Origin of the sequence: Nitrobacter sp. TKz-YC01 (assembly GCF_047824785.1) — a bacterium.
Taxonomy (GTDB): Bacteria; Pseudomonadota; Alphaproteobacteria; order Rhizobiales; family Xanthobacteraceae; genus Nitrobacter.
The window spans coordinates 2,304,762-2,324,692 of the sequence record NZ_CP181167.1; the positions used below are offsets into that span (position 1 = coordinate 2,304,762).

Genomic DNA, 19,931 nt, shown 5'->3' on the forward strand with positions numbered 1-19,931 from the left:
CCGGATCGAATCAACCGGTCCTTCCGCTGTCGCCGGACCTTACCCGGATACGTTATGACGAAGCTTTCGGCGCGGCCGGATCTTCAGCGCGCTTGTCGATCACCTTGTCGACGATGCCAAAGTCGCGAGCCATGTCGGCCGTGAGGAACTTGTCGCGCTCCAGCGCATCCTCGATCGCCTGATAGGTTTGTCCGGTGTGCTTGACGTAGATCTCGTTGAGCCGCTTCTTGAGGCTCAGGATTTCCTGCGCGTGCAGCATAATGTCCGTCGCCTGGCCCTGGAAGCCGCCGGAGGGCTGGTGAACCATGATGCGCGCGTTCGGCAGCGCGTGCCGCATATCCTTCTCGCCCGCCGCCAGCAGCAACGACCCCATGGAGGCGGCCTGTCCGGTGCACAGCGTTGCGACCGGCGGACGAATGAACTGCATCGTGTCGTAAATCGCCAGACCCGACGTCACCACACCGCCCGGCGAATTGATGTACATTGAGATTTCCTTCTTCGGATTCTCCGCCTCCAGAAACAAAAGCTGCGCGACGATCAGCATCGACATATTGTCTTCGACCCCGCCGGTCACGAAAATGATGCGCTCCTTCAGCAGCCGGGAGAAGATGTCGTAAGCCCTCTCGCCGCGGTTGGTCTGCTCGACCACCATCGGCACGAGGTTCATGTAGGTTTCCACTGGATCGCGCATTGATCACCCAAAAGTTTGTGTCAGCGGTTGGCGACGAACATCCGGGACGAAACCGGGAGACTTCAATTCTTCCCCGTGCGGATGAATGTCCATGATGCAGGATTCGGCAAGCACCGCCCACAGATATAAGTTCATCGCTCGGGCGACAAGACTGAACCGGGCGGCTTTCCGCTTCCGACAGAATTCAGAAGCGGGCTCTATTATTTTGATTTGACGCGTTTTTCTTGGGGCTGACCGGTATCCATCCTCGGGTTGGGAGTCCCGAGGACATGCTTCGCCCGAAAACGATGCAGACACGCCGGAATCGAAGATTCGCCGGCAGCCTTTCGATTCGGCTTCGCCGGGAATCTCGCCCGGCGCTTCGGTTCCGGATGGCGGCCCGGGTTGCGAACACCAAACCCGCTCCGCTGAACCGAAATAGGATGCGGCGCGGATCAGCCCGCGAATGCGCCGCTGCTCACATCTCGGCGCTATGCGCCTCGTGTTCCTTGAAAAGATCCTCGCGCGTCACGCTCTTTTCCGTGATCGTGGCGAGTTCGAGAATGAAATCCACGACCTTGTTCTCGAACAGGGGCGCGCGAATCTGAGCCAGCGCTTGCGGGTTTCGCTGATAGTAATCCCAGATCTCCTTTTCGCGGCCCGGCGTCTGGCGGGCGCGACTGATCAACGCACGGTTGATTTCATCGTCCGCGACCGTAATTCCGTTCTTTTCGCCGATCTCCGAGAGCACGAGGCTGAGCCTTACCCGGCGGTCGGCAATTCGGCGGTACTCGGCCCGGGCCTCTTCTTCGGTGGTGTTCTCGTCGGCGAAGGTCTTTTTCTCTTTTTCCATCTCCGCCATGATGGTTTTCCAAACCTGCTCGAACTCGTCCTCGACCAGGCTCGGAGGCGCATCGAACTTGTGGGTCTCGTCGAGGCGATCGAACAAAGCGCGCTTGACGTGCTGCCTCATCGCACGGGCGAATTCGGCGCTGAGCTGCTCGCGGACGACCTGCCTCAACTGATCAAGCTCCTCCAGGCCGAGCAGCTTGGCGAATTCATCGTCGATCTTAAGATCCTGCGGCGCCTCGATCAGGCTCACCGTAGTCTCGAACTCGGCATCTTTCCCCGCAAGCTCGGAGTCAGCGTAATTGCCGGGGAACGACGCCTTGACCGTGCGCGTTTCGCCGACCCCGGCTCCGACCAGCTGCTCTTCGAACCCCGGAATCAGGGCGTTCGATCCCAGCACGACCAGGATATCCTCGCTGCTTCCGCCCTCGAAAAGCTCGCCGTCGATGGTGCCCTTGAACGAAATGGTGATGCGATCGCCATTCTCGGCCTTCGCGCCTTCCTCCCTGGTGGTGTAGGTGCGATTCTGATCGGCGATCCGTTTGATGGCTTCTTCGACATCGGCGTCGCTCACGTCGACCACCGGCTTCTCGAGGGTGAAGGACCTGAAGTCCGCCAGTTCGATCGGCGGCACGACCTCGATCGCCACGCTGTAGCTGAGATCGGACTTGCCCGCGAGGATGTCCTCGATTTCCTTCGGTTCCGAAGGCATCGTGACCTTGGGATTGCCTGCAAGCTTGAGGCCGCGGTCGTTGACGATCTGCATGTTCGTGTCGCGGATCGTGTCCTCGATGGTCTCGACCATCACGGAGCGGCCATAGAGCTTCTTGAGATGGCTGACCGGCACCTTCCCCGGGCGAAAGCCGTTGATCTTCACCTTGTCCTTGAGGTCGACGAGCCGCTCATCCGCCTTGGTCGCGATTTCGGCGGCGGGAATGCTGACCTGGAACTCGTGCCTCAGTCCCTCGGCGAGGGTTTCGTTCACCTGCATGGCGTCAATCTTCTTCCGCTCGATCCGGCGGAAACGGCCGGATCATTGTCAATCGGTCGATGCGCGGCGGAACGCCTGCATCGGTGTACGGCCGGCATATATCCGATCTGGATAGCTGCCTGAACGGTTACTGCTCAAACGCTTTAGCGCTTGGTGCGGGCGGAGGGACTCGAACCCCCACAACTTTCGTCACTGGAACCTAAATCCAGCGCGTCTACCAATTCCGCCACGCCCGCCAGTAGAACTAGGCGCATCAATCCGGCCTGCGATGCCGAGCATGATGCCGAAAAATGCGAAGCGGCTTTCGGTAGACGTCATGCTCCAACGAGTTGAAATCAGGCACGCCGACGGGGTTGGGTTGTCATCTCCCGCCGTCATCGACGCGCTCGATGCGGCGGGCTTATAACATGGGGAGACTGGTTCGCAGCAAAAAAATGGCCGTTCGGCCCAGCCGCTGGCGGCTGGACAGAGTCCGAAGAACATGATCCGCATTGGCATATGGTGCTACGTCCTGTTCGATTAACCCGGCGGCGTCTTCTGGCCGGCTTCGGGGCAACCGCCGTGGCCGGCTCCGCGGCCCCGATTCATGCCCGGTCGCAAGATCCGCGAAGGCTCGCCATCGACGCGATGCCCGCCTCCCTTCCACTCGGGCCGGACCATCACGAAACCACGGTCTGGTCCCTGAGGACCGGCGGCTCCTCCCGAATTCCACGCTTCCGTCAAGGCGAGAGCGTGGACGCTGTCGTGACCAACGGCCTGACGGCGCCATTGGTTCTGAACTGGCGCGGAATAGATCACGCGGCCGCCATCGAGCCCTTGACGGCCCGCTCCTCCATCTCGCCTGAAGGGATCGACCGCTACGTGTTCCCGTTACGGCAGGCCGGGACGTTCATGTACGACGCCCGCCTGCTGGGAGATGGTCTGGCGCAACCCTCGCCCGCGCAGGCTCTGATCGTCGAGGAACGGGAGCCGATCGAGGCCGACCGTGACGAGGTCATGCTGATCGAGGACTGGCGGCTGGATGCCGAAGGACGGCCGGTCGCGCCCGGCCCCAGCGAAATCCAAACAAAGGTTGGGCCGCCTCTCTACCTGGTGAACGGCAAGCCATCGCTCGACCTCAACCTTCACGTTAACGATCGGCTCAGGTTGAGGATCATCAATGGATGTCAACGCAATGCAATCGCTATTGCAATCCAGAATCTGGACGTGCGGGTCATGGCAATCGACAGCCAGCCGGCGGAGCCGTTTCTGGCGCGCAACGGCCGGTTGGTGCTTGCTCCGGGAACCCGGATCGACGCCGTTATGGATGTCACGCTTGCGGCGGGAACGGCATCGGCCATCACCCTGCATGACGGCGGCGGCAACCCGCGTCAGATCGCCCGTCTGAAGGTTTCAACCGATTCGCCGGCGCGATCCGCGCCGCTGCCGGCGCCGCCGGCATTGCCGTCCGCCAACCTGCCGGCGCGGCTCGATCTCGGGAGCGCGCTGCGCACCGACCTGCCGCTGATCTCCCCTGCTGGAACTTCGTCTGCAGGAACTTCGTCATGGGATCGACCAGCACTTTTCAGCACGCGCAGGGCACCTGCCTTCCGCATCAAACGCGGCCGGACCGCCGTGCTCGCGCTGAAGAACACGACCAAAACACCCATGGTGTTTCATCTGCATGGTCATCACGCCCGCCTGCTGGACCGGCTCGACGACGGCTGGAAGCCGTTCTGGCTGGATACGGTGCTGGTCGATGCCGGGCAGACCCAACGCATCGCCTTTGTCGCCGACATCACCGGAGCATGGCTGATCGAAACCATGGGCGTGGAGTGGAGCGCACCGCGGCAGGTCGGCTGGTTCGCGGTGGAATAAGCTGAATTATCATAATCTTAGTAGTCGATCCCGAACCGATCGTAGAGCCGCCGCAAGACCGCGGGCAGGACCTCCGGCAAATCCTCGGCGATCAGTCCCGGCCCCGCCTCGCGCCCGGTCTCGCCGTGTATCCATACCCCCATGCACGCCGCCTCGAAGGCCGGCACGCTTTGCGCCAGCAGGCCGCCGATGATGCCGGACAGCACGTCGCCCGAGCCTGCCGTCGCAAGCCATGGCGGGGCATTGGATGCGATGGTCGCGCGCCCGTCCGGCGAAGCCACCACCGTGTCGGCTCCCTTGAGCAGAACGACCGCTCCCGAACGCCGTGCCGTGTCGCGCACCCGCTCAAGTTTTGATCGAAGTGGATGTTTATTACTCATCTCGCTGAAAAGGCGATGGAACTCGCCTTCATGCGGCGTCAGGATAATGTCGGAGCTTCCCGACTGCCTGATGGTCTCGAACAGGCGATCAGGCGTATCGGCGAAGCTCGTCAGCGCGTCGGCGTCGAGCACCATCGCCCGCCCCGCTGCGAGGGCCGTGGACACAAGGGCGCGGGTTTCCTCGCCGATCCCGGCGCCGGGACCGATGACGCAGGCATTGAGACGCCGATCAGCCAGGATTTCCGCGAAGCCGGCCGCGCCGTTCATGCGGCGCACCATCACGGCAGTCAGCGCAGCCGCGTTCGCGCCCAGCGCGTCGTCCGGCGAGAGCACGGTGACAAGACCGGCTCCGGCCCGCAGCGCGCCCCGCGCGGACAGCCGGCACGCACCCGTTGATGTCAGACCGCCGGACACGACAACGGCATGGCCGCGCGCGTATTTGTGCCCGTCGATATGTGGCGCGGGAAACGCGCCATGCCAATAGTCCGGGATATTCTCGAAGGTTATGGACCGAATCTCGTCCAGTACCGCATCGGCGATGCCGATATCGGCCACGCGCACCCGGCCGCAATGAATCCGGCCCGGCAGCAGCAGATGCGCGGGCTTCTTGCGAAAGAACGTCACCGTCTCGGTCGCACGGATCGCAGCGCCCATGACCGCGCCTGTGGTGCCGTTGATGCCGCTCGGCAGATCGATGCTGAGCACCGGCGCGCCGTTGGCCATGATGGCTTCGATCGTCGCGAGAGCGTCGCCCTTCACCGGCCGGTTGAGTCCCGCGCCGAACAGCGCGTCGATGATCAGCGCGGGCGAACCGAGCGCGGAGAGGTCGCAAGGCAGCACAGGCCCCTTCCAGCCTTTGGCCGCGAGAGCCGCGTCGGCCTTGAGGCTGTCTCGCTCGCCCAGCAGGATGACCGAAACCTGGTAGCCGCGCGCCGCCAGTTCTGTCGCCGCGACGAACCCGTCGCCGCCGTTGTTGCCGCATCCGGCGACAACCAGGATCGGTCCTTTCTCCGCGAGGCCGGCAGCCGCGTTCGCAACCGCCTGCCCGGCACGCAGCATCAAGGCGAAGCCCGACACGCCTCCCGTGATCGCGAGCCGATCGGCCTGCTCCATTTCGCCGGTCGTCAGAATCTCCATGGCCCTGAACCCGATCGGGCAAGCTGCCCGTCTCGCAGTCTCACCGCTGCACAAAAATTAAACCGGTTGCCTAATTTATAGTCGCATGGGTGCCCGACGCCCCGACCCCCAGCCCGCCCGGATCGTCTTAATCGTATGATAGCATGGATATTATTGTGGGTTTTTGAGTTGGCACAAACCCTGCTTTGAGAAAGAAAATTCGTCCAGTGTGTCCACTGGCAGGCAATGAAGCGTGTCCCGCGACTTTGTGTCCGTCCGAAATCCAGTGCATGACCGCTGCTGCAGGCGGCAGTGTGAGCGCGCATCAGCCACTGGCTGGACATTGGAAGCGCCAGGAGACGTTCAATGAAGAAGATCGAAGCCATCATCAAACCGTTCAAGCTCGACGAAGTAAAGGAAGCCCTTCAGGAGATCGGATTGCAAGGCATCACCGTGATCGAGGCAAAAGGCTTTGGCCGGCAGAAGGGACACGCCGAGCTTTATCGCGGCGCGGAGTACGTGGTGGACTTCCTGCCCAAGGTCAAAATCGAGATTGTGATCGGCGATGATCTGGTCGAAAAAGCCATCGAAGCAATCAGGCGCGCCGCCCAGACCGGCCGCATCGGCGACGGCAAGATCTTCGTATCCAATATCGAAGAGGCCATTCGGATCCGAACGGGAGAATCCGGCCTCGACGCGATCTAGTGGAGTGAATTTGACGTTCGCGACCCATTCGGCCGCGCGTCGCGGATGCGAATGTCAGAATCGGACCACTGGACCCTTTGAGAACGATATCCACGCATCAAGCCATACCGACGGACGCTTCGCGCCGGCGATTACGACGACCAGCAGAGACAAGGGGTATTTATGAAGACCGCCAATGACGTCCTGAAATCAATCAAGGACAACGACGTAAAATACGTCGATCTGCGTTTCACCGATCCGCGCGGCAAGTGGCAGCACGTCACCTTCGACGTCAGCATGATCGACGAAGAATTTTTCGCCGAGGGCACGATGTTCGACGGCTCCTCGATTGCCGGCTGGAAGGTGATCAACGAATCCGACATGACGCTGATGCCCGATCCGGCGACGGCGGCGATCGATCCGTTCTTCGCGGAAACCACCATGGTGCTCACCTGCGACATCCTGGAGCCGTCCACGGGCGAGCCCTATAACCGTGACCCTCGCGGGATCGCCAAGAAGGCCGAGGCGATGGTGAAGTCGATGGGCATCGGCGATACGGTCTATGTCGGTCCGGAAGCCGAATTCTTCGTGTTCGACGACGTGCGTTTTCAGACCACGCCTTACAACACCGGTTTCAAGCTCGATTCCTCCGAGCTGCCGACCAATTCCGATACCGAGTATGAGGGCGGCAATCTCGGTCATCGCATCCGCACCAAGGGCGGCTACTTCCCAGTTCCGCCGCAGGACTCGATCCAGGACATGCGCTCGGAGATGCTCGGCGCCATGGCCCGCATGGGCGTGAAGGTCGAGAAGCACCATCACGAGGTGGCGTCCGCCCAGCACGAACTCGGCATGAAGTTCGATACGCTGACCTACATGGCCGACCAGATGCAGGTATACAAATACTGCATTCACCAGGTCGCGCACATCTACGGCAAGACCGCCACCTTCATGCCGAAGCCGGTCTACGGCGACAACGGCTCGGGCATGCACGTTCACCAGTCGATCTGGAAGGACGGCAAGCCGACCTTCGCCGGCAGCAAATACGCCGACCTGTCGGAAACCTGCCTGTACTACATCGGCGGCATCATCAAGCACGCCAAGGCGATCAACGCCTTCACCAACCCGTCCACCAACTCCTACAAGCGGCTGGTCCCTGGATACGAGGCGCCGGTGCTGCTCGCCTATTCGGCGCGCAACCGCTCCGCCTCCTGCCGCATCCCCTACACCACCTCGCCGAAAGCCAAGCGCGTCGAGGTTCGTTTCCCCGACCCGATGGCCAATCCGTATCTCGCCTTCGCGGCGATGCTGATGGCGGGCCTCGACGGGATCAAGAACAAGATCGATCCCGGCCCCGCCATGGACAAGGATCTCTATGACCTGCCGAAGGAAGAACTGAAGCAGATTCCGACGGTCTGCGGCTCATTGCGCGAGGCGCTGGAAAGCCTCGACAAGGATCGCGCCTTCCTCAAGGCCGGCGGCGTATTCGACGACGACTTCATCAATGCCTTTATCGAATTGAAGATGACCGAGGTGGAGCGCTTCGAGATGACGCCGCACCCGGTCGAGTTCGATATGTACTACTCGCTGTAAGCGGCGATGCGCGGAATTTTCCGCGCAGCTTTCGAACGCCTCAAGGGCGCCCTTCACGGGCGCCCTTTTTTGTTGAATGGCCGCGCCCCGCTTGATCCTTGCCGCGTTTGCGGAAAGAGTGCCTGCTTTGGGAATCGGTGAGGTTCAGCGTGGACGGTTTGCCTGAAAGTCAGGGCTTCGAACGGCAGTCTCTTGCCCGCTCCATCGCGGCCGGCGGCATCGGCATTATCGCCTTCGGCGCGGTCCTCGCATTGGCGTGGTATTCAGCGGCAACGCTGTTGATGCTGTTCGCCGGCGTCCTGTTCGGCGTGTTTCTTACGGCCATGGCCGATCTGCTGCGCCGGGTATTCGGTGGCAATCAAACCCTGCGGCTGGTGATCGTCTGCGTCCTGTTCACCGGTCTGCTGTCCGGAGTGGTTGTCCTCGGCGGCGCGACCATCGCCCAGCAGGCGACGGCCTTGAGTTCGACGCTGCGCGCGCAATTGGGCAACGCCAGGGATTTTCTGGAGAAGCAAGGGGTCGACACCAGCTTCCTCAACGTGGGCGCCAAAACCGCGTCAACCGAGAACGGCGCCACGCCGATCCCCGCCCCATCAGCATCGCCGTCGCGCGGTCCGAAACTTCCTGATGCCAGCACCATCGCTTCCGGAACCGGCGCGATCGTCAGTCAGACCATCCGAATTCTGGTGCGTGTATTTGAGGGCGTCGGCAACTTCTTCATCGTCATATTCCTTGGGCTGTTGCTGGCGGCACAGCCCAAGGTCTATCGAGACGGCATCCTGCGCTTCGTGCCCAGGCAACGCCTCCCCGAAGCAGCACGCCTCATCGACGACATCAGTGAGACGCTGCGCCGCTGGTTGCTCGGCCAGATGGCCACGATGGCGTCGCTGTTCCTTTTGACATGGATCGGGTTGACCCTGATCGGCATTCCCGGCGCCCTCGTGCTGGGCTTCATTACGGGCCTCCTGACATTCATCCCCAACATCGGCGCCATTCTCGCGGGTGCCCTCATCGTCCTGGCGAGCCTCGGCTCCGGACTCACCGCGATCATCAGCGCCTTCTTGCTTTATCTTGCCGTGCAGTTTCTTGAAGGCAACGTGCTGACGCCGCTGATCCAGCGCCATGCCATCAGCATTCCGCCGGCGACGTTGTTCGCAGCGCAGATTTTCCTTGGCGTGCTGTTCGGAGTGTGGGGTCTGGCGCTGGCGCTGCCGTTGATCGCGGTCATCAAGGTGGTGCTGAACCACGTCTGGCCGGATCAAACCGCGACCGTCTAGAGTATTATCGCTTCTGATTGAATCAGAAGCGAAGCTCTGGATTGTTGTTTTAGCGCGTTTTCTTCACGCGAACCGGTATCCATCCCCGGGTCAAGCCCGGGGACGTGCTTCGCTCGAAAACGCTACAGAGCTGACCTTTCTCAAACGCTGAAAGCCGTCACCGTTTCGGTGTGCTCGACCTCGGGGGGCGAGGCGAAGAATGGCCCGACCAACTCGCGCCATTCGGTAAAGTTCGAGGATTCGCGAAAATCCACGACATGGTTCTCAAGCGTTTCCCACTTGATCAGCAATCTGTAACGTGACGGTCTTTCGACAGACCTGTGCAGCTCAAAGCTTCTCCAGCCCTTGCAGCGCTTGAAGATCGTTTCAGCCCGCGACACGGCCGCCTCGAAATCCTTCTCGCTGCCCGGCTTGATCTCGATTTGCGCGATTTCGGTGATCATGTGAGCGGACCTTTCATACACGCTCTGTCTGTATCGCGATCGACTTCAGACGTGAAGCGAGACGGCAAGCATGCAAGCTGCATTCTCGCTGTTATCGCTCATACCCCAAACGACAGAACGCACCGGCGCCGGACGAGCCGGGCCGATGGGCGCAGATGCGGAAGGAATGTCGCGTTCAGGATGTTCCGGAAACGGGCGGCCGATCTTGCCGCCAGCTTCGCCCTGTTCCGGAAAACTCAGAGCCGATACAGAATCTGGTCAGTCCAGAAGCGCTCGAGGCGATGCAACGACTTGTTCAGCGTCGCGAACTCCTCGTTCGAGATTCCGCCGACCTGCTCGACGGTCTTGACGTGCTTCTGATAGAGCGCATCGACGATGCGTCGGATCTCCTGACCCTGCGCGGTCAAGCGGATTCTTACCGAGCGGCGATCGACGCGCGAACGCTGATGATCGAGAAATCCAAGCTCGACGAGTTTCTTCAGATTGTAGGAAACGTTGGAGCCGAGATAATAGCCCCGAGTCCGCAGTTCACCAGCCGTCAGTTCCTTGTCGCCGATGTTGTAGAGAAGAAGCGCCTGCACCGAGTTGATGTCGGCCCGGCCGCGACGATCGAATTCATCCTTGATGACATCGAGCAATCTGCGGTGCAGCCGCTCGACCAAGGTCAACGCCTCGAGATAGAGCGACTGCACCGGTGCCTGACCGGCGACCTGTTCCGCGGGCTCGTGAGCCTTCGCAACGGCTTTCATGATGACATCCCCTGTTGTCGTTTTTTTTCGACTTGTTCGACGAAACTTGTGTCCCGCCTGATAGCCATGACCTTAGGGGAGGCGTTTGAAGATCAGCTTAAATAAGACAATAAAGACATCATGAATTTAAGAGAGTAAATCGCCGATTAAGCTGTCATATCAAGGCATTTAGCAACCTTTCATTGACGCTTCCGCGGCCCTGTTCATGCTTCGTGTGCCGCTCCTGTCGCATTCAGGAACAGCGCCGTTCAAATTCGAAACATTCGGTCAACACAGATAACCACGCCGTTAGGGTCACCGAATTCTTACCGTGAAAAATTCTCGGAAAACTTTAGGGGACGGCGATCAGGAAACATGACGTGCGTTGCGGCGCACCCTCGGCTGCTCGTCGCTCTTCTCATCTTCAGGCATATGTAGAGTGGCTATGGCGGCCGTTCCCGCGCCGCCATCCATGCCAGCCCCAGATAGGCCGTGAGCATTGCCGTTTCCAACCCGACGATGACCAGGTTGCCGCCGTAGATCATCGGAAACATGAGTTCGACGACAGCCATCGAGACCACCGTGGTCAGCCACACCACAGCGCCCCATGGCGTGGCCAGCCAAAGGCCCACGGCGGCCACAAGCTCGATCACGGCGAAGTAGACCGTCGCCGCCTGCCAGGCCACCGTCTGGTTCTCAAAGGCGTCGTCCTCGCCGCCGATGAATCCGGTCAACTGAGCCCAATGATAGAGCCCGACGGCGAGCGACAGCATCGCCATGACCCGCAGAAAAACCACCAGCCGCCCGGTCCAGAGATTGTCATCGGTCTCCGTGCGGGCCGTCGGGCTTCCCGCCACCGGCATGGCTTGATCTCGCGGGATCTGCCCGCGCGATGAGGTTTTAGACGTCAGGATGCTCATAACCGGACCCCACACAGCCGTGCGAGCCCGCTTCATGGCTTTCCGGAACCATAAAATCAATTGCATTGCATCGAGGTGCATGAGCGCGGTGACGAAGCCGGTTCCTGGTGCTACATAAAACCGGTTCGGTTCTGGCCTTCAGGAGTGTCGGCAACATGGCGATAAAATACGGGCGTCCCATCGAAATGCGGGATGGACCCCGCCGCGATGCCGCAGTCACCGCCGCTCCGCTCGATCTCGTCGCCCGGCTCCGCCGCAACCGCAAGGCGGAATGGGCCCGCCGCCTGGTCCGTGAAAGCGTTCTGACCACCGACGACCTCATCTGGCCGCTGTTCGTCGCCGATGGCGCCGACAGGCGGACGCCCGTTCCCTCCATGCCCGGCGTCGACCGGATTAGCGTGGACGAATGCGTGCGGGACGCGGAACGGGCGCTCGAACTGAACATCCCCTGCATCGCGCTTTTCCCCTATACCGACCCCGCCCTGCGGGACGTCTCCGGCAGCGAAGCCCTCAACGCCAAGAACCTGGTCTGCAAGTCGGTCCGGGCCATCAAGCGGGAATTTCCGGACCTCGGCGTGCTCTGCGACGTGGCGCTCGATCCCTTCACCAGTCATGGCCATGACGGCCTGGTCGAGGACGGCAGGATCCTCAACGACGAGACCGTCGCGGTGCTGGTCCAGCAGGCGCTGGTGCAGGCGGAAGCCGGTTGCGACATCGTCGCTCCGTCCGACATGATGGACGGCCGCGTCGGTGCGATTCGAAGGGGTCTGGACGAGGCCGGGTTTGTCGATGTGCAGATCATGGCCTATGCCGCGAAGTATGCATCCGCTTTTTACGGCCCGTTCCGCGACGCCATCGGCTCGGCCAAGGCGCTCACGGGAGACAAGCGCACATACCAGATGGACAGCGCCAACTCCGACGAGGCTCTGCGCGAAGTCGAGCTCGATATCGCCGAGGGCGCAGACATGGTGCTGGTGAAGCCGGGAATGCCCTATCTCGACATCGTGCGGCGCGTAAAGGATACGTTCGGAATGCCGACCTTCGCCTACCAGGTGTCGGGCGAGTACGCGATGATCGCGGCCGCCGCCGGCAACGGCTGGATCGATCGCGACCGGGCGATGATGGAAAGCCTCGTCGCCTTCAAGCGCGCCGGCGCCGACGGCGTGCTCACCTACTTTGCGGCGGCGGCGGCGGAGAAGCTGAAACAGAACCGCTGACGCGTCCCCTCCCCGCGATCGTTCCGTCCACGCCTCCGGGCCTGCCCAGGACTTGCAACCCGGGCAGCACGTCGCCATCTCGAAAGACGCTTCCGCCTCTATCAGAAGATCAGAAGCGGAAAGTCTCTTCGAAAGTCTCTTGGCTGAGCGCCGTGGAGGACTGGACATGGCCGATGGTAACTTCGACAACGCCCACGGCGGCGACTCCGCCGGGTTCCAGCGGCACGCGTTCGACCCCTGGATGCAGCCCGAGTTGTTTCGCGGCGTTTTGGCGCGGCGTTTTTTTGCGTTCCTGATCGATCTGCTGGTGCTTTCAATCCCCGTGATCATCGGCGTGATCTTCATCGCGATGCTTGGGATCATCACGCTCGGCTTCGGATGGGCGCTGTTCTGGCTGGTTTCGCCCGCTTCCCTGATCTGGGCCGTCTTTTATTACGGCGCGTCGCTCGGCGGCCGGCATTCGGCGACGATCGGGATGCGGGCCATGGGTCTGGAAATGCGGACCTGGTCCGGCGAGCGGAGCTATTTTGTTCTCGGCGCCATGCACGCGATCCTGTTCTGGATCTCGGTGTCGATATTCACGCCGCTGATTCTGATGGTCAGCCTGTTCAACAACCGGCGGCGCATGCTGCATGACATGCTGCTGGGAACCGTCATCATCAATTCGGATCTTGCGACGGTGGCGCAGCCCTCTGGAAGCTATTGATATAGCGGCAATGCGGATTGACGGTCAGCCTCGGGAGCGCGATGCTGGAGCACAATCTGCTTTGGAGACTGACAAGGCGCCGTGACCCAGCACTCGCGTGACACACCGCAATTCTATCTGACCGCGCCTTCGCCGTGTCCGTATTTGCCCGATCGCAGCGAACGCAAGGTATTTACCCATCTGGTCGGCGAGAAGGCGGGCGAACTCAACGATCTGCTCACCCATGGCGGCTTTCGCCGCAGCCAGTCGATCGCCTACCGCCCGGCCTGCGACCAGTGCCGCGCCTGCGTTTCCGTGCGGGTCATCGCCGATGAGTTTAAGCTGTCGCGCGGCGCCCGCAGGGTGCTGGCGCGAAACGCCGACATCACGGGCAGCCTGCGTGCCGCGACGCCGACGTCAGAACAATATTCGGTATTCCGCGCCTATCTGGACCAGAGACATCGCCACGGCGGCATGGCGGACATGACCGTGCTGGATTACGCGATGATGGTGGAAGACAGCCACGTCGAGACCCGCATCATCGAATATCGCCGGCGCGGCGCGGATAGCGGCGAGAACAGACGCGGCGACCTGGTGGGAGTGGCGCTCACCGATGTGTTGAGCGACGGACTCTCCATGGTCTATTCGTTCTTCGATCCGTCCGAGCAGCACCGTTCGTTCGGCACCTTCATGATCCTCGATCACATATCCCGCGCGCGGCAACTCGGCCTGCCCTATGTGTATCTCGGTTACTGGATCGAGGGGTCGCGGAAGATGGACTACAAGGGACGTTTCCTGCCACAGCAGCGCCTTGCGCCCACGGGCTGGCTGCGGGTGGATGCCGACGGCGAAACACAGCACGAGACGAGAGAATAGAGCAGACCGCTCCGCGTCCAATGTTGGTCCTATCCGGCAAACGTATCCGCCAGCAGCTTCACATTCAGGATCACGATCAGGCCGGCGACGATCCACGCCGCGACGGCGGTTCCGGTTGAAATTGCGAACCGACCCATCTTGCGCCGGTCCGAGACGAAGCGGACCAGCGGGATCACCGCGAACGGCAGTTGCATCGACAGGACGACCTGGCTGAGAACCAGAAGCTGCGCGGTGCCGCTGTCACCATAGATGGCCGTGACGACGATAACGGGCACGATGGCGATGCCGCGCGTGACGAGCCGCCGCGCCCACATCGGCATCCGCAAATGCAGAAAGCCTTCCATCACGATCTGGCCCGCGAGCGTCGCCGTCACCGTGGAGTTGATGCCGGAGGCGAGAAGCGCGACAGCGAACAGCGTTGATGCGATGCCGAGACCCAATAGGGGCGAAAGCAGCTTGAACGCGTCGCCGATTTCGGCCACCTCGGTATGACCGCTGCCGTGAAACACTGCGGCGGCCACGATCAGGATGGCGGCGTTGACGAACAAAGCCAGCATCAAGGCCAGCGTACTGTCAGCGGTCGCCCATCGGATCGCGCTCCGCCGGCCCTCTTCGGTGCGCGGATAGGCCCTGGTCTGCACGATCGACGAATGCAGATAAAGATTATGCGGCATGACCGTCGCGCCGATGATGCCGATGGCGATGTAGAGCATCTCAGGATTGGTGACGATCTCGCGCGAAGGTACGAAGCCACGCAGTACCTCGGCGACCGGCGGCGCGGCGGCGATGATCTGGATCGCGAAGCAAACCGCGATGACGATCAGGAGCGCGACCACGAAAGCCTCAAGGAATCGGAAGCCGCGGTTCATCAGCAGCAACAGCAGAAAGGCATCCAGCGCCGCGATCAGCGCGCCGCCGATCAGCGGGATGCCGAACAGCAATTGCAACGCGATCGCCGTGCCGATCACCTCGGCCAGATCGCAGGCGATGATCGCGGCCTCGCAGACCAGCCAGAGCATGAAGTTGACGGGCCGCGAATAGCTGGCGCGACAGGCCTGCGCGAGATCAAGGCCGGCGGCGATGCCGAGCCGCGCCGCCAGCGCCTGCAACAGAATCGCCATGAGGTTCGACAACAGGATGACGGACAGCAGCGTGTAGCCGAACTTCGAGCCGCCGGCGATATCCGTGGCCCAGTTGCCGGGGTCCATATACCCCACCGAGACCATGTAGCCCGGTCCCGCGAAGGCAAAAAGGCGACGCAGCCAGTGCCCGCTCGCGGGAACCAGCACCGTCGCATGGACCTCCTCGAGACTTGGGCGAGCTGACGCTTCCGAATGCCAGCCAGTCTTCGTCGAAAGGGATCCTTGCGACGGCTCCGGTACCGGTTCGGGCGTCAATGCAGGTGTTTTCACATCCATTGACCCCGTATGGACCAAGTATAGCTTTATTGCAACTCATTTGCAAATGCATTTAGGCCGAGAGCGCAGGCAAGGTCCGCAGCTATTATTTCGCGCGATGCGATAGTCACGCTCAACCCTTCGTCCAGATCATGACCTCGATACTCGCAAAGCGTGCACGCCAGACGCTGAAACTAAGGTTCGATATTCTCGCCGTCTTTCCCTGCGGCGGGAGGAGTCAGCAGATCGAGCACCCTTTCGGGAGGACGGCAAATCCGCACGCCCTTCGGCGTTTCCACGATGGGACGCTGAAGCAGGATCGGATGGGCCACGATGAAATCGAGAAGCTGATCATCGCTCCATTTGGAATTGCCGAGATCGAGTTCGCCGTAAGGTGAGCCGTTGTCCCGCAGCAGCCCGCGTATGGGTAGCCCCATGGCGTCGGCCAGCGCGCGAAGTCGTGCGCGGTCCGGCGGATGCTTGAGATACTCGATAACCACCGGCTCTTCACCGCTCTGCCGGATCATCGCCAGCGTGTTGCGCGACTTGCTGCAGGACGGATTGTGATAGATCGTCACGGTCATCGTCGGCATCCGCTCAGCGTCCAGAATTTGTTCTGACGCGTTTTCTTCACCCGAACCGGCATCCATCCTCGGGTCAAGCCCGAGGACATGCTTCGCTCGAAAACGCCATATCCGCGCACGAGGTCAGATCGCCCGGCCGAATTTGTTCGACTTCGGCAGGCCGTGCGCGAGGCGTCCGGCGTCGGCGCGGTTGCCGCGCCAGTCAGACAGATCCTTCCAGCTCAGGCTCTGCTCGCGGCCCGCGGAGTCCTTCCACGTCAAACCGATCTTCGAATCGAACACGGCGACGTCTGACAGGCCCGCGCCCTTGTATTTCTGCAGCCGCACGCCGCGGCCGCGCGCCATCTCCGGCACCTGATCGAGCGGGAAGATCACCATCTTGTGGTTGGTGCCGATGACCGCGACCTGATCGCCCGCGACCGTCGTGATCGCTTTCGCCTCGTTAGGCATCTCAACGTTGAGCACCTGCTTGCCTTTGCGCGTTGTGCTGACGCAATCGTCCTCATTCACGACGAACCCCTGCCCTTCGTAGCTCGCGATCAGGAATTTGCGGCCGCCGGTGTGAATGAACAGCGACACGATCGCCGCATCCTGTTCCAGATCGATGAACAGGCGGATCGGTTCGCCATGGCCGCGCCCGCCCGGCAGCTTCGCGACGTCGAGCGAGTAGAACTTGCCGTTGGTGGCGAACAGCAGCAGCTTCGACGTGGTTTCAGCAAAGAACGCGAAGCCGAGCTTGTCGTCGGTCTTGAAGGACAGGTTCGACAGATCCTCGACATGACCTTTCAGCGTCCGCACCCATCCCTTGTCCGATACGACGACCGTGACCGGCTCGCGCTCGACCAGTGACTCTTCCAGCGCGGCGAGGTCATGCTCGGGCGCGTCCGCAAAGACGGTGCGGCGTTTGCCAAGCGGCGTCTTTGGGCCGAACATGTCGCGCACGTTGCGCACCTGTTCGCCGACTTTCTCCCACTGCCTGGCTTCGGAGCCCAGCACGGCGTTGATACCCTTGAGTTCCGCCCGCAGGTCCTTGTCCTCGGTGCGGATCTCCATTTCCTCGAGCTTGCGCAGGCTGCGCAGGCGCATGTTGAGGATGGCCTCCGCCTGAACCTCCGTCAGCTTGAACGCCTTTATCAAGGCCGGCTTCGGCTCGTCTTCCGTGCGGATGATCTTGATGACCTTGTCGATGTTCAGATACGCGATCAGGTAGCCGCCGAGCACTTCCAGCCGATGCTCGATCTGCGCCTTGCGATAGGCCGAGCGGCGCAGCAGCACGTCGCGCAGATGATCGAGCCATTCGCGCAAGGCTTCCGCGAGGCCGACGACCTTCGGAATCTTGCCTTTGATCAGGACGTTGAGATTGAGCGAAATGCGGCTTTCAAGCTCGGTGAGCCTGAACAGCGATTCCATCACCAGTTCGGGATCGACGTTGCGCGACTTCGGCTCGATGACGACGCGGATGTCTTCGGCCGACTCGTCCCTGATGTCGCCGACCAGCGGCAGCTTCTTGTCGTTGAGCAGTTCGGCGATCTTCTCGATCAGCCGCGACTTCTGCACCAGCCACGGGATCTCGGTGACAACGATCACCCAGGTGCCGCGCGCGCCCTCCTCGCGATGCCACTTGGCGCGGGTACGGAAAGCACCCCTTCCTGTCGTATAAGCCTCGGCGATGCTCTCCTTGGAATCGATGATGATGCCACCGGTCGGGAAGTCCGGGCCCTTGACCCATTTCAGCAATGCCTTCGACTTCGCGTCCGGCTTGTCGATCAGGTGCAGCGCGGCATCGCACAGTTCGGCGGCGTTGTGGGGAGGGATCGCGGTGGCCATGCCGACGGCGATGCCCTGCGCGCCGTTGGCGAGCAGGTTCGGAAAGCCGCCGGGCAGCACCACCGGCTCGCGGCTCTGGCCGTCATAGTTGGGGCGGAACTCGACGGCGTCCTCGTCGATGCCGTCGAGGAGCAGCCGCGCCACGTCGGTCATGCGCGCTTCGGTGTAACGGTAGGCCGCCGGATTATCGCCGTCGATGTTGCCGAAGTTGCCCTGACCATCCACCAGCGGATATCGCGAGGCGAAATCCTGAGCCAGCCGCACCATGGCGTCGTAGATCGCCTGATCGCCATGAGGATGGAACGAGCCCATCACATCGCCGACGATCTTGGCGGACTTCTTGAAGGCCGAGCCCGGATCTAGCCGCAGCAGCCGCATCCCGTAGAGGATACGCCGGTGCACGGGTTTCAGGCCGTCCCGCGCATCCGGCAGAGCGCGGTGCATGATGGTGGACAGCGCGTAGGCGAGATAGCGCTCCTCGAGCGCCTCCCGAAGCTGCACCTCGGCAATTTCGGCCGGCTCGGCCGGAATCAATCTTTTTCCCATGGGGACGGGTTAACGCCTGCCGAGTCCGGCGACAAGGCGTGAATGACCTGTCATGGCGAGGGAGGGCTCGACTCAGCCATGGGGCGGGCGCCGTCCGCAACTGCCGCTGTCCGCTTGCGCACCACCGCGTTGATGAATCCGGCGCGCGCGTCGGAATGCCCCTGCCCGCGCGGCTCCAGCACATGGCGCAGCAGGAAGCGCCCGGTCAGTTCGAAGCCGTCCAGCAGGTCTTGTTCCGACCAGCCGTCTTGCTCGTCATGGGAAGCACGCAGAAACGGCGGCAGCGGCAACAGCCGGTCGCGCCAGGGCTCGCCCGCCTGCCGCGACACCGCCCCGCCCGATTTCGGCGAGACGTAAATGAGGTCTGCGGTGGCGCCCGTGGCCGCACAGGCCGACAGATCAAGGCCGAAACCGAGTTCGCCCAGCATCGCAAGCTCGAACCGGACCAGATGGATCGCCGCTCCACCCACTTGGTCAAAGTCGTCCAGCGTCCGTTCCAGCATCGCAAAGATGCCTTCATGAGGATCGCGCTCGGGCAACAGGCGCGTCAGCGCCGCCAGATGGGTCACGCCGTAGGTTGCATGTGACGATGCGAGCAGGCTCGCCGCGCGCATCCGCGTTCCTTCCAGCGCGTAGGTACCGAGATGTTCGTCGAGCCGCGCCCGCCACAGCGCGCTGACCGAATTCCCGGGCTGCAGCAGCGGACGCATCCGTGATCCGGCCCCGCCACGCACGAGACCGAGATGACGTCCATGGCTGCGGGTCAACAGCTCGACGATGGCCGAGGACTCGCCATGCCGCCGCACCCCGAGCACGATGCCGTCGTCAGTCCATTCCATGGCGCCAGTCTACGGTAGCGTTCCCTTTCGCGGCAATCCGATCGCGCCGGATTGCCGCGTCATTCGAACCAGTCATTCGAACCAGTCTTCCGCGTCATCGGAGAATGAAAAATACAGGCCGGCTCCCGCAAGGCCGGTTGAAAAAAAGTCGATCGCAAACGCGGGGGTCAGCCCGCTGTTCAATGAACCGAGCAACGAAAGCACCGAAAGCGCAAGCGCGACGACCAGCGCCCAACGCGCCCAGTTCTTCCGTTGCCGTGCTGCGAGCCACACCAGCAGCAGAAAGAAAATGAACACCATGACGACGAACGTATCGGCGCTCGCCGCAGCCGCCTGATCGACACGGTCGGACGGACGCGCGATGAACGCAGCCGACAACGTATCGATCAGGAGCGAAAGATACAGCAGAACTTCAAACCGCAGCACGTTTCCCGGGATCGTCATGCCGTAGC

General features: G+C 61.9%; 18 protein-coding genes and 1 tRNA gene. 7 read left to right on the top strand and 12 right to left on the bottom strand.

Annotated elements, in window-relative coordinates; translation table 11 throughout:
* Positions 1-52 precede the first annotated feature (52 nt).
* From ACMYR2_RS10890 to ACMYR2_RS10900, 3 genes are all read right to left on the bottom strand, one after another.
* Positions 53-691 carry an ATP-dependent Clp protease proteolytic subunit gene (locus tag ACMYR2_RS10890; protein ID WP_347262809.1) on the bottom strand — a complete coding sequence of 213 codons (639 nt, stop codon included), beginning with the start codon at positions 689-691 and terminating at the stop codon, positions 53-55.
* Between the two features lie 457 nt (positions 692-1,148).
* Positions 1,149-2,510, bottom strand: a complete 1,362-nt coding sequence (tig, locus tag ACMYR2_RS10895; RefSeq protein WP_347262810.1) for a trigger factor — start codon at positions 2,508-2,510, stop codon at positions 1,149-1,151.
* Between the two features lie 151 nt (positions 2,511-2,661).
* Positions 2,662-2,746: transfer RNA gene (locus ACMYR2_RS10900), tRNA-Leu, on the bottom strand.
* A 262-nt stretch (positions 2,747-3,008) separates the two neighbouring features.
* Between ACMYR2_RS10900 and ACMYR2_RS10905 the strand changes: the two genes are divergently transcribed.
* Positions 3,009-4,367, top strand: a complete 1,359-nt coding sequence (locus ACMYR2_RS10905) for a multicopper oxidase family protein (RefSeq protein ID WP_347262811.1) — start codon at positions 3,009-3,011, stop codon at positions 4,365-4,367.
* 17 nt (positions 4,368-4,384) lie between these two features.
* On the opposite strand, the gene ACMYR2_RS10910 is transcribed toward ACMYR2_RS10905, so the two are convergent.
* Entirely contained in the window at positions 4,385-5,884 is a 1,500-nt protein-coding gene (locus ACMYR2_RS10910) for an NAD(P)H-hydrate dehydratase (protein ID WP_347262812.1), read from the bottom strand.
* Between the two features lie 345 nt (positions 5,885-6,229).
* On the opposite strand from ACMYR2_RS10910, the gene ACMYR2_RS10915 reads away from it, so the two are divergent.
* The 3 genes from ACMYR2_RS10915 to ACMYR2_RS10925 all read left to right on the top strand — a co-directional run bounded on the left by ACMYR2_RS10915 (position 6,230) and on the right by ACMYR2_RS10925 (position 9,417).
* Positions 6,230-6,568 (top strand): P-II family nitrogen regulator, encoded by a 339-nt coding sequence (locus ACMYR2_RS10915; RefSeq protein ID WP_011315159.1) that lies wholly within the window; start codon positions 6,230-6,232, stop codon positions 6,566-6,568.
* 162 nt (positions 6,569-6,730) lie between these two features.
* The gene (glnA, locus tag ACMYR2_RS10920; protein ID WP_347262813.1) at positions 6,731-8,140 is read left to right on the top strand and encodes a type I glutamate--ammonia ligase; all 1,410 of its coding nucleotides are present in this window, start codon (positions 6,731-6,733) and stop codon (positions 8,138-8,140) included.
* Positions 8,141-8,277: 137 nt separating this feature from the next.
* Complete coding sequence (locus ACMYR2_RS10925) at positions 8,278-9,417, top strand: AI-2E family transporter (protein ID WP_347262814.1); 1,140 nt, start codon at positions 8,278-8,280, stop codon at positions 9,415-9,417.
* A gap of 140 nt (positions 9,418-9,557) precedes the next feature.
* On the opposite strand, the gene ACMYR2_RS10930 is transcribed toward ACMYR2_RS10925, so the two are convergent.
* The 3 genes from ACMYR2_RS10930 to ACMYR2_RS10940 all read right to left on the bottom strand — a co-directional run bounded on the left by ACMYR2_RS10930 (position 9,558) and on the right by ACMYR2_RS10940 (position 11,508).
* Positions 9,558-9,860 carry an antibiotic biosynthesis monooxygenase family protein gene (locus ACMYR2_RS10930; protein WP_347262815.1) on the bottom strand — a complete coding sequence of 101 codons (303 nt, stop codon included), beginning with the start codon at positions 9,858-9,860 and terminating at the stop codon, positions 9,558-9,560.
* A 236-nt stretch (positions 9,861-10,096) separates the two neighbouring features.
* On the bottom strand, positions 10,097-10,612 hold the full coding sequence (ldtR, locus tag ACMYR2_RS10935; RefSeq protein WP_041344982.1) for a transcriptional regulator LdtR: 516 nt from the start codon (positions 10,610-10,612) through the stop codon (positions 10,097-10,099).
* A 419-nt stretch (positions 10,613-11,031) separates the two neighbouring features.
* Positions 11,032-11,508, bottom strand: a complete 477-nt coding sequence (locus ACMYR2_RS10940; RefSeq protein WP_416192906.1) for a DUF6163 family protein — start codon at positions 11,506-11,508, stop codon at positions 11,032-11,034.
* A 155-nt stretch (positions 11,509-11,663) separates the two neighbouring features.
* On the opposite strand from ACMYR2_RS10940, the gene hemB reads away from it, so the two are divergent.
* The 3 genes from hemB (at position 11,664) to ACMYR2_RS10955 (ending at position 14,286) form a co-directional block, all read left to right on the top strand.
* Positions 11,664-12,725, top strand: coding sequence for a porphobilinogen synthase (gene hemB, locus ACMYR2_RS10945; RefSeq protein ID WP_347262816.1), 1,062 nt, complete (start codon positions 11,664-11,666; stop codon positions 12,723-12,725).
* Positions 12,726-12,891: 166 nt separating this feature from the next.
* Positions 12,892-13,431: an RDD family protein gene (locus ACMYR2_RS10950; RefSeq protein ID WP_347262817.1), complete on the top strand. Its 540-nt coding sequence runs from the start codon at positions 12,892-12,894 to the stop codon at positions 13,429-13,431.
* Positions 13,432-13,512: 81 nt separating this feature from the next.
* Entirely contained in the window at positions 13,513-14,286 is a 774-nt protein-coding gene (locus tag ACMYR2_RS10955) for an arginyltransferase (protein ID WP_416192907.1), read from the top strand.
* 29 nt (positions 14,287-14,315) lie between these two features.
* On the opposite strand, the gene ACMYR2_RS10960 is transcribed toward ACMYR2_RS10955, so the two are convergent.
* The 5 genes from ACMYR2_RS10960 to ACMYR2_RS10980 all read right to left on the bottom strand — a co-directional run bounded on the left by ACMYR2_RS10960 (position 14,316) and on the right by ACMYR2_RS10980 (position 19,923).
* On the bottom strand, positions 14,316-15,704 hold the full coding sequence (locus tag ACMYR2_RS10960) for an Nramp family divalent metal transporter (RefSeq protein WP_347262819.1): 1,389 nt from the start codon (positions 15,702-15,704) through the stop codon (positions 14,316-14,318).
* A gap of 173 nt (positions 15,705-15,877) precedes the next feature.
* The gene (arsC, locus tag ACMYR2_RS10965; RefSeq protein WP_347262820.1) at positions 15,878-16,267 is read right to left on the bottom strand and encodes an arsenate reductase (glutaredoxin); all 390 of its coding nucleotides are present in this window, start codon (positions 16,265-16,267) and stop codon (positions 15,878-15,880) included.
* A gap of 123 nt (positions 16,268-16,390) precedes the next feature.
* The gene (gene parC, locus ACMYR2_RS10970) at positions 16,391-18,640 is read right to left on the bottom strand and encodes a DNA topoisomerase IV subunit A (protein ID WP_416192908.1); all 2,250 of its coding nucleotides are present in this window, start codon (positions 18,638-18,640) and stop codon (positions 16,391-16,393) included.
* Positions 18,641-18,690: 50 nt separating this feature from the next.
* A complete protein-coding gene (recO, locus tag ACMYR2_RS10975) occupies positions 18,691-19,479 on the bottom strand; it encodes a DNA repair protein RecO (RefSeq protein WP_347264000.1) in 789 nt (262 codons plus the stop codon).
* 72 nt (positions 19,480-19,551) lie between these two features.
* Positions 19,552-19,923, bottom strand: coding sequence for a hypothetical protein (locus ACMYR2_RS10980; RefSeq protein WP_347263999.1), 372 nt, complete (start codon positions 19,921-19,923; stop codon positions 19,552-19,554).
* Positions 19,924-19,931: the final 8 nt, after the last annotated feature.